Raw genomic sequence first — 12,953 nt, 5'->3', positions numbered from 1 at the left:
TTCTCCCTTCCCCTTGGGCACGGGCCCGGTCACAGGACCAGGCTCAGCGCCAGAATCGGACCCATCGCGATGACGGAGGCGACGGACACCCCGACCGAACAGGTCTTGAGCGTTCCCCGGGTGGTCTGGCCGAGCAGCGACTGCAGCAGCCAGAACGTGTTGCTCGTCAGGTGCACCAGGAACAGCGAGCCGGCACCGGCGGCGAGCGCGACGAGCACGGGGTCGAGTCCCAGCGACGGCGCGACCGGGGCGAGCAGGCCCGCCGCGGTGATGGCGGAGATCGTCACCGAGCCGACGGCCACGTGCAGCAGCGCGGCGATCAGCCACACCACGAGCAGCGGCGCCCAGGTGCTCGCCGACAGGTACTTGCCGAGGATGTCGCCGAGGCCGACCGCCTCGATCACGGCGGCGAGCGACCCGCCGACACCGCTGAGCAGCAGGATCTGCCCGCTCTGCCGCAGGCCGCTGCCGAGGGACTCCTCGACCTTGGGCTGGCCCATGTACCTGCGGCCGACGAGGCACGTGCCGACGAGGCCGATCAGCAGGGCGATCACCGGGCTGGAGAGGAAGGTCACCACGGGGTTCTCCCACTCGGCGACCTCGGCGAGCGCACCGGTCGCCACCAGCAGCAGGGCGACCACGAGTGGTGCGAACAGGACGAGCAGGTGCGGTTCCGTCCGCGTGCGCCGCCGTTCGAGCGTGGTGGTCTCGCGGCCACCCGCGGCCGCGACTCCCCCGCCCGACGGCTCGTCGTCCGGCTCGGCGCCCGTGGTGGTGTCCGCGCTCTCGTCGGTGCCGGTGTCCTCGGCGGGCAGTTCGTCGAGCTCCGGCTTCCACCAGCCCTTGGTCAGCACGAGGCTCATCACGGTGGTGGCGATGATGACGGTCGGGATGACGACGATCAGGCCGTACAGCAGGTACTTGCCCAGCGGCACGTTCAGCAGCCCGGCCAGCGCGAGCGCGCCGACACCGGGGATGGTGAACACGATGCCGCATTCCAGGCCGATGGCCAGCGCCGTCGCCATCCTCGCGGTGCCGTACTTGCCCAGCCTGGGGGCGATGCCCCTGGCGAGCGGGGCGGAGATGACCAGGAGCACGTCGAGGTAGATCGACTGCAGGAACGTCGAGATCGTCACCGCCATGGCGTGCGGGATCCGCTTCGGCCCCACCACGCGGAGCAGCTTCTCCACCAGGCGTTCGATGGCGCGCAGGTCACGCAGGATGGCGCCCATGAGCACGCCGAAGGCGATCAGCAGGCCGATCTCGGCCATGATGTCGCCGAAGCCGGTGGTCACCGCGTCGACGGTGCCGCCTGCCCCGAGCCCGGCCGCGAGGCCGAGGTAGCACCCGCCGAGCACCAGCGCGATCAGCGGGTTCAGCTTGAACCGAACGATCAGGACCACGATGGCCACGATCGCGACCGCCGTGTTGATCAGTATTGCCGTGTCTGACATTCAACCGTCCGTCCGTCGTGCGACGTTGCACCGCGCAAGGAGCCACTCCTGCGCGCGACTCACATTATGAACACACACCCACAATGCGGGTCAACCACCCCGCGAGTCGCCCGCTCAGGACCGCGAGTCGTGCGCTCAGGACCGCGAGTCGTGCGCTCGGGACGGTGAGTTGTGCGTTCGGGAGCGGCGGGGTGGCGCGAGTAGGTGCGCGGGGATCGGCGGGAACGCACGACTCGCGAACCGGAACGCACGACTCGCGAGCAGGAACGCACGACTCGCGGGCGCGCGGACGGCGCCCGCGAGTCGCGTGTGGACGGTCTGCGGGGCCCGGCTACCCGGCAGAGCCGGCGTCGGCCTGCTCCGGCGCCAGAACGATGTCGAAACGGCCGCGGGACCACGTGCGGTCGCCGAGGTCGCGGCCGTCGGGGGCCGGCGTGCCGGCGGCCTGCCGCTCGAAGCGCTTGACGAGCGAGTCCTTGACGCCGAACACGCTGTCGCGGCGCAGGTACTCGTCGCCCTCCACGAAGATGTGCGTCACGAGCGTGTGCCTGCCCGGTGCGGACACCAGGAAGTGCAGGTGCGAGGCGCGCATCGGCGAGCGGCCGACGGCCTCGAGCAGGGCGCCGACCGGGCCGTCGTGCGGAATCGGGTACGGCGTGGGGGTCAGCCCCCAGAACCGGTAGGCACCGTCGGCGTCGGCGAACAGGTGCGCGCGGCCCGCGACGCGGTCGTCGTCGTACTGGACGTCGTAGAACCCCTCCTCGTCGGCCTCCCACACCTCGATCCGGGCGCCCGGCAGCGGGTTGCCGTCGGTGTCGGTGACGGTCCCCTCGACCCAGCACGGCTCGCCCGGCGCCCCGCCCGCGATGTCGCCGCCCTGCGCGATCTCCGGCGAGTTCTCGACGAAGAACGGGCCGAAGACGGTGGCCTCCGTCGCGTTGCCGTACGCCTCGTTGTTCACGGCGATCGTCTGCATCGACGCCCCGAGCACGTCGGAGAGCAGCACGAACTCCTGTCGTGTCTCGGTGGTGATATGGCCTGCCTTCGTGAGGAACTCGATGCCGGCCGCCCACTCGCGCTCAGTGAGCCGCACCTCCCGCACGAAGTCGTGCAGGTGCTTCGTCAGCGACCGCATGACCTCGCGCAGCCGCGGCGAGGCGCCGTCGAAGGACGCGAGCACCTCCTCGACGAGTGCTTCCTCCCGGCGGGCCTGCTCGTCCGGCATCAGATCTCCTCCAGCTGGGTCGCGGGGGCGGCTCCGGTGAGCGCGGCCCGCAGCAATGCGGTCAGGTTGTTCCCGGTGACGGGCCGGGGATTCGAGGGCGGCACCACGGCGAGCACGCGCTCGACGGCGCCGGGCAGGTCCGCCTCGGTCAGGCCGTAGTCCCGCAGCGCGGTGGGCGCGTGCAGCCGCACGCGCAGCTCGTCGAGGGCGGCCACGGCGGCCTCGGCGGTGCCGGAGTCGCTGCCGAGCGCGTGCGCGATACGGCCCGCCGCCTCCGGGGCCGCCGGAGCGTTGAACGCCAGCACGTACGGCAGCACGGTCGCGTGCGTCTCGGCGTGCGGCAGCTCGTAGGTGCCTCCGAGGACGTGGCAGATCTTGTGATGCAGCCCGGATCCGGCCGACGCGAAGGCCACCGCCGAGAGGTAGGCGCCGTAGAGGGCGAGCTCCCGGCCCTCGATCCCGGAGGGGTCGCCGGCGATCAGCGGCAGGCCACGGGCCAGTGCCCGGATGCCCTCGGCGCCGAGTGCCTGGTTGATCGGGTCCGCGCGGGGAGCCCACATGCCGTCGACGCAGTGCGCGAGCCCGTTGAGCCCGGACGCGACCGAGAGCCCCACCGGCAGCGACAGGGTCAACTCGGCGTCGTAGATCACCGCGGCGGGCAGCACGCGGCTGTCGACCCCGGTGGTCTTGGTGGCCTCCTCGGTCAGCCCCCAAGACGTCGGTGGCCTCGGAACCCGCGTAGGTCGTGGGCACCGCCACGATCGGCATCCCGCGGGTCAGCGCGACGGCCTTCGCCAGGCCGGTGGTCGAACCGCCGCCGATGCTCACGAGCAGGTCGGCGCCATGCTCGGCGGCGACGGACCTCGCCTTCTCGGCGGTGGCGACGGGCACGTGCTGCACGACGTCGTCGTGCCACACCGCGACGTCGATCCGCGCGCACACCCGTTCGGCCCGCTCCCGCTCACGCGGCGAGGCGATGACCATGACCCGTGACGCGCCCCGCTGCCGGACCTCCGCGGCCAGGTTGGCCGCGGCTCTGCCCGCACCGAAGTACACCTGCTGGGGCAGTGTGCGGTGGACGAACTCCATGATCATGCTCCGTTGCCGGTCGTCGCTGTCGGGCCGGCGTTCAGCGTAGGTCGCCCGCGCCGGAACGGGACACTCGTGAGCGCGAACGCACAACTCGCGGTCCGGAACGCACAACTCGCGGTCCTGAGCGGGCGACTCGCGGACCAGCCGACGATCATGACGTGGCAGGCGAACCGAGGACGGTCCATTGTGTATCCCGACGGCCTGACCCTGCTGGCGGCGGTGTGAACGCCCCGGGGGCCGTGGCGGGACACGGCCCCCGGTCCGTCCTCAGTGGCCGATGTCGATGACGACGCGGGTCGGCGCGCCGAGGGTGAAAACCCGCACCCACGACCGGTACCGGGTGCCGAGCCCGACCGAGAGCACGCCCTCGAAGTCGCCGGTGACCGCCACCGCCATCACGTTGCGCAGGTTGCGGGTGCGGAACTTCACCGGGCCCGGGTACGTCGCGGCACCGCTGCCGTCGTGTGCGGCGGCGGGCGTCGCGGTGACGGCGACGAAGTGCTCGCCGGTGAGCCAGACGATCTCGCCGGAACCGTCGGCGATCAGCTCGTCGACGAGCCGGTAGGCGACGGTGGGCCTCGGTCCGCTCAGGTCGAGCACGACGCGGTCGAAGCCGGTGTTGAGACCGGTGCGGATGCCGGTCAGCACCGGCGTCGTCGGCTGCGCGGCCGACGACGCCGACACGGCGACGCCGACGAGCAACAGAAGGGTGGCGGCGAGCGCCGCGAGCGCGCGCCGCGTGAGGGTGGTCATCGCTGACCTCCTGCCGGAGGAGTGGGGAATGGGAGTCCCGGCGCCGGGTATCAGGCAGACGCGCGGAACGGGCCCCGGTTGCCCCCGGAGCGCGGCGATACGAAGTCGTGACCGACGGCGAAGCGCTGCCGCGAACCGTTGCCACGGCTACGATCCAGCCGTGGACGACGTCGAGCTCGTACTCGGTCCCCTGTTGCGGCATGTCGACGAGTCGTCGGCGACGGTGTGGGTGGAGACCAGCGGGCCGTGCGAGGTCACGGTGCTCCACGCGGGCGCCCCGACGTTCGAGGTGTGCGGCCACCACTACGCGCTCGTGGTACTCACGGGCCTGTCCCCCGGCACGAGCACGCCGTACGAGGTGCGGCTCGACGGCCGCACGGTGTGGCCGGAGCCGGGCAGCCCGTTCCCGGCCAGCCGCATCCGCACACTGCCCGGAGACGACGCGCCGTTCCGCCTGGTCTTCGGGTCCTGCCGTAAGCCGCATGAGCACGACTCGCTCGGCACCGACGCGCTGGTGTCCTATGCGGAGCGGATGCGCGGGCTGCCGGAGTCCGCATGGCCGCGGGCGCTGCTGCTGCTCGGCGATCAGGTCTACGCCGACGAGACCACGGCGGAGACGCGAGCCTGGCTCGCCACGCGGCGCGACCTGACCGAGCCCCCCGGCACCGAGGTGACCGACTTCGACGAATACGCCCGGCTCTACCGCGAGACGTGGTGCGACCCGCCGGTGCGCTGGCTGCTCTCCACCGTGCCGGTGTCGATGATCTTCGACGACCACGACGTGCGCGACGACTGGAACACCTCCGACGTGTGGCGCGAGCGGATGCGACGACGGCCGTGGTGGCAGGAGCGGTTGCGCGGTGCGTTCATGTCGTACTGGGTGTACCAGCATCTCGGCAACCTGGGCCCCGCCGAGCTCGCCGAGGACCCCACCGCGGCGGCCGTGCTGGACGGGCCCGGCGACCGCACCATGCTGCTCCGCAGGCTCGCCGACGAGGCCGACGACGAGCTGGGCGCCGTGAAGCACGCGCGGTGGAGCTACCGGCGCCGGTTCGGCCGCGTCCTGCTGCTGGTGATCGACAGCAGGGCGGGGCGCATCCTCGGCGGCGGGCGCCGGTCGATGCTCGACGAGGAGGAGTTCCGCTGGGTCGAGCGGAGTGCCGAAGGCGAGCACGACCACCTCCTGATCGGGACGTCGCTGCCGTGGCTGCTGCCACCGGCGTTCTCACATCTGGAGTCGCTGAACGAGGCCGCGTGCCGCAGACCCGGACGGCGCGGGCGCGTCGCCGAGTGGATCCGGCAGACCGGCGACTTCGAGCACTGGGCCGCGTTCCGGTCGTCGTTCGACCGGCTCGCGCGGCTGGTCGAGCGCACGGGCTCGGCCGACGGCGCACCGGCGACGATCTGCGTGCTGTCCGGGGACGTGCACCACAGCTACTTCGCCCGCGCGCGGTTCCCCCGGCGGCTGCGCTCGGCGGTCTACCAGCTGACGTGCTCGCCGGTGCACAACACGGCGCCGTCGTACCTGCGGCTGGCGTTCCGCGCGGGCTGGTGGCGGCCGCTGGCCTGGACGGCGGGCCGGTGGGCGCGGCTGTCCGGGGTGGAGCCGCCGCCGCTGGACTGGTCGTGCGTGCTCGGCCCACGGTTCGCCAACGCCATCGCGACACTGGAGCTGACGGGCCGCCGCGCGGAGGCGTGGCTGGAGCTGAGCGAACCGGACGGACTCGTGGAGTACGCCCGGCTCCCGCTCACCCCGTAGCGGGAGCAGGGCGCACGTCCGTCAGCGCAGGTGCTCGCGCAGGAACGACACCACCGCGTCGTGCTGCTCGGCGCTGCGCGGCACGGCCGCCGACATCCAGTAGACGCCGTGCACGAGCCCGTCGAACCGGCGCACGGTCGCCCGCGCACCGGCGTCGCGCAGTTGGGCGCCGAACCGCTCCGCCTCGTCGCGCAGCGGGTCGTACTCGTTGGTGAGGATCAGGGTCGGGCCGAGCGCGCCGAGCGACGACGAGCCGGTGACCGCGAGACGCGGGTCCGCGAGGTCATCCGGCCCGGTGACGTACTGCGCGCCGAACCACTCGAGCGCCGCCGTGTGGATCACGTAGCCCTCGGCGAACTCCCGCTTCGACGGTGTGTCGGCGGTGGCGTCGACGAGTGGGTAGATGAGCACCTGCGCGGCCACGGCGGGCTCCCCCGCCTCGTGGGCGCGCAGCGCCGCCGATACGGCGAGGTTGCCGCCGGCGCTGTCGCCCGCGATCGCGAGGCGGGCCGGGTCGCCGCCGTAGGCGGTCACCTCCTTGGCCGCCCACCGCAGGGCCTGGAAGGTGTCGTCGTGCGCGGCGGGGAACTTCGCCTCCGGGGCGAGCCGGTAGGTGGCCGCGACGACGATCGCGCCGGTGCCGGCGGCCAGCGCGCGCACCGGCCCGTCGACGACGTCGAGGCCGCCGCCGACGAACCCGCCGCCGTGCAGGTAGAGCACGACCGGGAACGGGCCTTCCCCCTCGGGCACGTAGATCCTGGCGCGCTGCCGGTCCTCGGAGCCGTAGGCGGTCTCCACGACGCGGGCGACCTCGCGCGGCGGGTGCTGTAGCCCGGTGAAGGTCTCGATCGCCTGGCGGGTGGCGTCGACGCCGATCCGCTCGAACGACCGGAATCCCTGTTGCCGCAGGCCGTCGAGCAGCTGGGCGACGGCGGGGTCGAGAGGCATGCCGGTCTCCTTGGGGTCGAAGGGGTTCAGGCGGTGACGAGTGCCGCGCTGCCGGTGAGGCGGAAGCCCTGGTATCCGTTGTGGACGATCTCGGCGCATTTCGCGCGGTAGGCGGGGGCTCCGCCGAGGTAGACGAGCACGCGGCGGGGCTTGCCGGGGATGTTGGCGCCCATGTACCACGAGGTCGGCGACGTGGGCAGGAGGGTGGCCTGTGCGAGCTCGTTGGTGTGCTCGACCCAAGCGCGCTCGGCATCGGCCTCGGGCTCGATCACGTCCAGCGTGGACTGTCGCAGGTGGGCGATGGCGTCGGCGGCGAAGTCCACGTGGTCTTCGATCGCGAGCGGCATGTTGTAGAGCACCGAGGGGCTCTGCGGGCCGGTGATCATGAAGAGGTTGGGGAAGCCCGCGGACATGAGGCCGAGGTAGGTCTGCGGGCCGTCGGCCCAGTGCTCGGTGAGGGCGAGCCCGTCGCGGCCCACGATGTTCATGGCGAGCAGGGGGCCGGTGCAGGCGTCGAAGCCGGTGGCGAGGACGAGGCAGTCGAGCTCGTGCTCGGTGCCGTCGGCCAGGCGCACGCCGCGCGGGGTGATCTCGGCGACGGGGTTGGCCTTGACGTCGACGAGCTCGACGTCGTCGCGGTTGTAGGCCTCGTAGTAGTCGGTCTCCAGCGGCGGCCGTTTGGTGCCGTATGGGTAGTCCGTGGGGCACAGCAGCTCCGCGGTCGCCGGGTCGTGCACGCGCTCGCGGATGCGGTCGCGGATGTAGTCGGCCGCGGTGTCGTTGGCGGCCTTGTCGAAGAGGATGTCGCCGAACGCGTCGATGAAGAGCCGGAACCCGCCCCGGTTCCAGCGGTCGTCGAAGACGCGGCGCCGCTCCTCGGCACTGACGGCGAGTGCGGAGGGCTGCACGTCCGTGTAGGGCACGCCGAGGAAGTGGTTGCGCGAGGCCTCCCTGATCCGCCGGTAGCCTGCCTTGTTCGCGGCCTCCTCGGCCGGGTCGGTGGGCTCGTTGCCGATCGGCGTCGCGTAGTTCGGGGTGCGCTGGAAGACGGTCAGGTGCCCGGCGGTCTTGGCGAGCTCGCTGATGGCCTGGATGCCCGAGGAGCCGACGCCGATGATCCCGACCCGCCTGCCCTCGAACGACGGTTCGTCGTGCGGCCAGTTTCCGGTGAGGTAGACCTCGCCCCGGAAGTCCTCGACGCCGGGGAACTCGGGCTTCTTCGGCACCGACAGTGTCCCCGCTCCGGAGATCACGTACTTCGCGCGGTGGACGCCGCCGCGGTCGGTGCGCAGCTCCCATTCGGCGGCGTCGTCGTCCCACGTCAGCCCCGTCACGCGCGTGTTGAACCGGATGCTGCGGCGCAGGTCGAAGCGGTCGGCGACGTGGCCGAGGTAGGAGAGGATCTCGGGTTGGGCGCAGAACTTCTCGGTCCAGTGCCACTCCTGCTGCAGGTCCTCGTCGAAGGAGTACGAGTAGTGGACGCTCTCGATGTCCACGCGGGCGCCGGGATAGCGGTTCCAGTACCACGTTCCGCCGACGTCGCCCGCGGCGTCGAACGCGAGGACGTCGAGACCCAGCTGGTCGCGGAACTTGTGCACGGCGTAGAGCCCGGCGAAGCCGGCGCCGATGATGAGGACGTCGTGGGTGGTGCGGGCTGTCGTCGTTGAAGCCGCCACGGCGGACCTGCCTTCCTGACTGCGTTGTCGGTCGGCGTCAACACTGGGCCGCGGGGGCACCGGCCGGGCAGGGTGAGATCACCCCATTCGCCACCCCACTGCGGCGCGGGCACTACCCGGGTGGTGCCCCGCTCGTGCCATGCTCGGAGTCCACGCAGGACCGACAGCGGGAGGACGTCATGGCCGACGTCGCGCCGACGGCGCACGCGCATCGCGCGGGGCTGACCAGCTTCGTCGGCAGGCGGCACGACCTCGCCGCGCTCGCGGCGCACCTGCGGGAGTCGCGGCTGGTGACGCTGACCGGGCCCGGCGGGGTGGGCAAGACGCGCACGGCGCTGGAGGTGGCCGGGCGGGCCACGTTCCCCGACGGGGTGCACGTGGCCGAGCTGGCGAGCGTCACCGATCCCACGCAGCTCGCGCCCGCCGTCGCGACGGCGCTCGGGGTGGCGGACCAGTCGAACCGGGCCGCGGCCGACCGGGTGATCGGCCACCTGCGCGGCCGCACGGCGCTGCTGCTGCTCGACAACTGCGAGCACCTGCTCGACGCGGGCGCCCGGTTCGTGACGCGCCTGCTCGACGCGCTTCCGGGGCTGCGGGTGCTGGCGACGAGCCGTGAGCCGCTGGGCATCGCGGGCGAGCAGGTGCATCTGCTCACGCCGCTCGCCGTGCCCAGCGACGCCGACGTCGCGAGCGCGGGCTCGCTCGACCACGTGCCCGCGGTGCGGCTGCTGGTCGACCGCGCCCGCGCGGTGCTGCCAGGGTTCGTGGTGACCCCGGACAACCGCGAGGCCGTGGCGCAGCTGTGCAAGCAGCTCGACGGTATGCCGCTGGCGATCGAGCTGGCCGCGCTGCGGCTGCGGTCGCTGTCGGTGTCGCAGGTGGTGGCCCGGCTCCACCGGCGGTTCCAGCTGCTGAGCAGCGGCCACCGCGGCGCGGGGCCCCGGCATCGCTCGCTGCGGGCGCTGATCGACTGGAGCCACGACCTGTGCGGGCCGGACGAGCGGCTGCTGTGGGCGCGGCTGGCGGTGTTCCCGTCGGCGGTGGGCCTGGAGCCGATCGAGGGCGTGTGCGGTTTCGGGGAACTGACCGACGACCGGCTGCTCGACGCGATCGACGGCCTGGTCGGCAAGTCGGTGCTCGTCGCCGAGCGCACCGGCGAGCGCATCCGCTACCGGCAGTTCGTGACCTTGCGGGAGTACGGGCTGGAGCTGCTCGACGCCTCGGGTGAGCGGGAGCTGCTGCACCGGCGGCACCGCGACCACTACCGCGCGCGGGCCGCGGCGATGGTGGAGCGCTGGTGTGGCCCGCATCAGGCGGAGGATCTGGCGCAGCTGCGGGAGGACCATCCGAACCTGCTCGCGGCGCTCGCCTGGTCCGCCGACACGCCCGGTGAGGAACGCGCGGGCGCCGACCTGGCCTCGCTGCTGCGCTACCACTGGATCGCGGGCGGGTTCCTCACCTACGGCCGGCGCTGGCTCGAGCGGCTGCTGGACCGCCTGGAGCCGGCCGTCCCGGAGCGGGGCCACGCGCTGTGGGTGGCCGCGTGGGTCGCGTTGATCCAGGGCGACCGCGGGGTCGCGCGGGGCTACCTCGGCGAGTGCGCGCGGATCGCCGAGGACCTCGGCGACGTGGCGATGGCGGGGCACGCCGCGCACTGGCGGGCACTGCTCAACCTCTTCGAGGGCGACCTGCAGCCGTCGATCCGGCTCTACCGCGAGGCGATCCGGATACACCGCGAGGTCGGCGATCCCGGCGCCGAGCTCACGGCGGCGTTCCAGCTGGCTATGGCGCAGGCGTACGCGGGGCGGGAGCACGAGGCGCTGCGGACGTGCCGGGAGGTGCGGGAGCTCAGCGGGCGGCACGGCGAGCTGTGGGCGCACGGCTACGCGCTCTGGGTGTCGGCGATCTGCCACGTCCACCTGGGCGAGCGGGTGGCGGCGAGGGAGGCGATCACCGGCACGATGGAGATCGAACGGGATTTCCGCGACGGCGTCTGCACCGCGCTGAGCACCGAGGTGGCGTCGTGGGTGGCCGCGGCCTACGGCCACGTCGAGAACGCCGCCGTGCTCGCGGCCGTCGCGGGGTCGGTCTGGCGGCAGCTGGGCACCACGCTGGAGGCGTTCGGGCCCCACGCGCTGGCCGACGCTCGTGACTGCGCCGCCCGCATCGAGGAGGCGCTGGGGGCCGAGCGCGCGCTGGCGATCCGGGAGCGCTACGCGAACGTCACCGTGTCGGAGGCCGTCGCGCTGGGACTCGAGCTGGCCGCGCACGCGGGGCCACCGGTGCGACGGGCGCCGCGTGCGTGCGGGAGCGAACCGGTGGCGCCGCTCACGCGGCGCGAGCAGGAGGTCGCCACGCTCATCGCGGACGGACTGTCCAACAAGGAGATCGCCGAGCGGCTCACGATCTCATCGCGCACGGTCGACGGGCACGTGGAGCGGATCCTGCGCAAGCTCGACTTCTCGTCGCGCACGCAGGTCGCGTCGTGGGTCGCGGCGAGCGCGGCGGGCTGAGCCGGGCGCGTCAGAAGAAGCCCTCGTGCTCGCGGTGCACGGTGGAGATCGCTTTGCCCGAGGCCCGGTGGCCGTAGTCGGCGCTGATGGCGTCGGCGGTGCGCACGACGAGCGGGGCGATCTCGGCGCGCAGTTCGTCCACGGTCGCCCTGCCGCTCGACGTCGAGGACGCGAGCGCGGCGATCACGGTGCCCGACTGGTCCCGGACGGGGGCCGAGACCGACAGCAGGCCCTCTTCGAGCTCACCGGCGACGATCGAGTAGCCCTGGGCGCGCACCGTGCGCAGCTCGCGGCGGAACTCCTCGGGGTCGGTGACGGTGTTCTTGGTGAGCGGGCGCAGGCCCGCGTCGATGACCTCGTCGACGTGTTTCGGCGGAGCCCACGCCAGCAGGACCCGCCCCATCGACGTGGCGTACGCGGGCACGCGGGAGCCGATCGCGATGTTGATGCTCATGATGCGCCGCACCGGAACGCGTCCGATGTAGACGACATCGGTGCCGTCGAGCGCGGCGAGTGACGCGGATTCGCTCGTCTGTTCCGCGAGCCGCAGGAGGTGCGGCTGGGACAGCTCGATCATGGCGTGCGAGGCCGAGTAGTGCTGGCCGATGCTCAGCACCCGCGGCGTCAGCGACCAGTGCCCGCCCTCCCCCTTCACGTAGCCGAGGCTCTGCAGCGTGATGAGGATCCGCCGCACCGCGGGCCGGGACAGCCCGGTGGCCGCGGCGAGCTCGGCGAGCGAGGGATTGGGCCGCTCGGCGTCGAAGGCCAGCAGCACCTGAAAGCCCCGCTCCAGGCTCTGGATGTGATCGCGCGAGTTCTCGTCCTTGGTCATCGTCAGCCATCTTCCCGCAATCCCGGTCTTGACTTCCAAGCCGTCCCCGGTGCACCCTTCCACCTGTTGAACGCATAGCGGTCAGAGTGTACGCAAAGCGTACAGGAGGTGTCGACGATGACCCTGGATCAGCGGGAGATCCGCAACGGCTTCGGCCGGTTCGCCACCGGCGTGACGGTGGTGACCTGCGAGAACGAAGCCGGTGAGCCCCACGGCGCGACCGTGAACGCCTTCACGGCCGTCTCGCTGGAGCCCGCGCTGTGTCAGGTCACGCTGACCCGCCGGTCCAAGGCCTGTGGCTACCTCGACGGCGCACCGTTCGCCGTGAACGTGCTCGCCGCCGAGCAGCAGGACATCGCGTGGCACTTCGCCGGAAAGCCGCAGGAGCCCGGTCCCCTGTGGGCACAGGGCCCCACCGCCCCCGTGCTCGTCGGCAACGCGGCGACCATCTCCTGCCGGCCCTGGCGCACGTACGACGGCGGCGACCACCTGATCGTCCTCGGCGAGGTCGTCGACCTGGAGCTGACCGACGCCGAACCCCTGCTGTTCTTCGCGGGCCGGTTCCGCTCCCTGCGCGCACTCGACAGCGGCCACCACTGGGCCGCGTCCGTCGACTGCCCGGAGAGCAGCTGGTTCGGCATGCCCTCGGCGGGCGCCTACCAGCGCGTGCCCGCCTGAACCGCGACGCGGTCAACGAGCCC

The 12,953-nt window shown here is 72.5% G+C and carries 11 protein-coding genes and 1 pseudogene; 4 read left to right on the top strand and 8 right to left on the bottom strand.

Annotated elements, in window-relative coordinates:
* Positions 1–29: 29 nt before the first annotated feature.
* From BA062_RS07975 to BA062_RS40965, 4 genes and pseudogenes are all read right to left on the bottom strand, one after another.
* Positions 30–1,454 carry a GntP family permease gene (locus BA062_RS07975; protein WP_110335428.1) on the bottom strand — a complete coding sequence of 475 codons (1,425 nt, stop codon included), beginning with the start codon at positions 1,452–1,454 and terminating at the stop codon, positions 30–32.
* Positions 1,455–1,785: 331 nt separating this feature from the next.
* A complete protein-coding gene (locus BA062_RS07970; protein WP_110335427.1) occupies positions 1,786–2,679 on the bottom strand; it encodes a dioxygenase family protein in 894 nt (297 codons plus the stop codon).
* Positions 2,679–3,344: a dehydroquinate synthase/iron-containing alcohol dehydrogenase family protein gene (locus tag BA062_RS40970; RefSeq protein ID WP_281271625.1), complete on the bottom strand. Its 666-nt coding sequence runs from the start codon at positions 3,342–3,344 to the stop codon at positions 2,679–2,681. Before BA062_RS40970 ends, BA062_RS07970 begins: the two co-directional genes overlap by 1 nt.
* A 97-nt stretch (positions 3,345–3,441) precedes the next feature.
* Positions 3,442–3,768, bottom strand: a pseudogene (locus BA062_RS40965) (iron-containing alcohol dehydrogenase); the annotation flags it as partial.
* Between the two features lie 75 nt (positions 3,769–3,843).
* On the opposite strand from BA062_RS40965, the gene BA062_RS39755 reads away from it, so the two are divergent.
* The gene (locus BA062_RS39755) at positions 3,844–3,996 is read left to right on the top strand and encodes a hypothetical protein (protein WP_168213903.1); all 153 of its coding nucleotides are present in this window, start codon (positions 3,844–3,846) and stop codon (positions 3,994–3,996) included.
* Positions 3,997–4,038: 42 nt separating this feature from the next.
* On the opposite strand, the gene BA062_RS07960 is transcribed toward BA062_RS39755, so the two are convergent.
* Positions 4,039–4,524, bottom strand: a complete 486-nt coding sequence (locus BA062_RS07960) for an AMIN-like domain-containing (lipo)protein (protein ID WP_110335426.1) — start codon at positions 4,522–4,524, stop codon at positions 4,039–4,041.
* 160 nt (positions 4,525–4,684) lie between these two features.
* On the opposite strand from BA062_RS07960, the gene BA062_RS07955 reads away from it, so the two are divergent.
* Complete coding sequence (locus BA062_RS07955; protein ID WP_245959726.1) at positions 4,685–6,283, top strand: alkaline phosphatase D family protein; 1,599 nt, start codon at positions 4,685–4,687, stop codon at positions 6,281–6,283.
* 21 nt (positions 6,284–6,304) lie between these two features.
* Here the strand turns inward: BA062_RS07955 and BA062_RS07950 are convergent, their stop codons facing one another.
* The gene (locus tag BA062_RS07950) at positions 6,305–7,231 is read right to left on the bottom strand and encodes an alpha/beta hydrolase (RefSeq protein WP_110335424.1); all 927 of its coding nucleotides are present in this window, start codon (positions 7,229–7,231) and stop codon (positions 6,305–6,307) included.
* Between the two features lie 26 nt (positions 7,232–7,257).
* Entirely contained in the window at positions 7,258–8,907 is a 1,650-nt protein-coding gene (locus tag BA062_RS07945; protein ID WP_110335423.1) for a flavin-containing monooxygenase, read from the bottom strand.
* A gap of 179 nt (positions 8,908–9,086) precedes the next feature.
* Between BA062_RS07945 and BA062_RS07940 the strand changes: the two genes are divergently transcribed.
* The gene (locus BA062_RS07940) at positions 9,087–11,420 is read left to right on the top strand and encodes an ATP-binding protein (RefSeq protein ID WP_210406801.1); all 2,334 of its coding nucleotides are present in this window, start codon (positions 9,087–9,089) and stop codon (positions 11,418–11,420) included.
* Positions 11,421–11,430: 10 nt separating this feature from the next.
* Here the strand turns inward: BA062_RS07940 and BA062_RS07935 are convergent, their stop codons facing one another.
* Positions 11,431–12,252, bottom strand: a complete 822-nt coding sequence (locus BA062_RS07935; protein WP_110335422.1) for an IclR family transcriptional regulator domain-containing protein — start codon at positions 12,250–12,252, stop codon at positions 11,431–11,433.
* 117 nt (positions 12,253–12,369) lie between these two features.
* Here BA062_RS07935 and BA062_RS07930 point away from each other — a divergent pair, with 117 nt between their 5' ends.
* A complete protein-coding gene (locus tag BA062_RS07930; protein ID WP_110335421.1) occupies positions 12,370–12,930 on the top strand; it encodes a flavin reductase family protein in 561 nt (186 codons plus the stop codon).
* Positions 12,931–12,953 lie beyond the last annotated feature (23 nt).

Origin of the sequence: Prauserella flavalba (assembly GCF_003202235.1) — a bacterium.
GTDB lineage: Bacteria > Actinomycetota > Actinomycetes > Mycobacteriales > Pseudonocardiaceae > Prauserella_A > Prauserella_A flavalba.
This window is presented reverse-complemented; position numbering and strand designations above follow the sequence as displayed.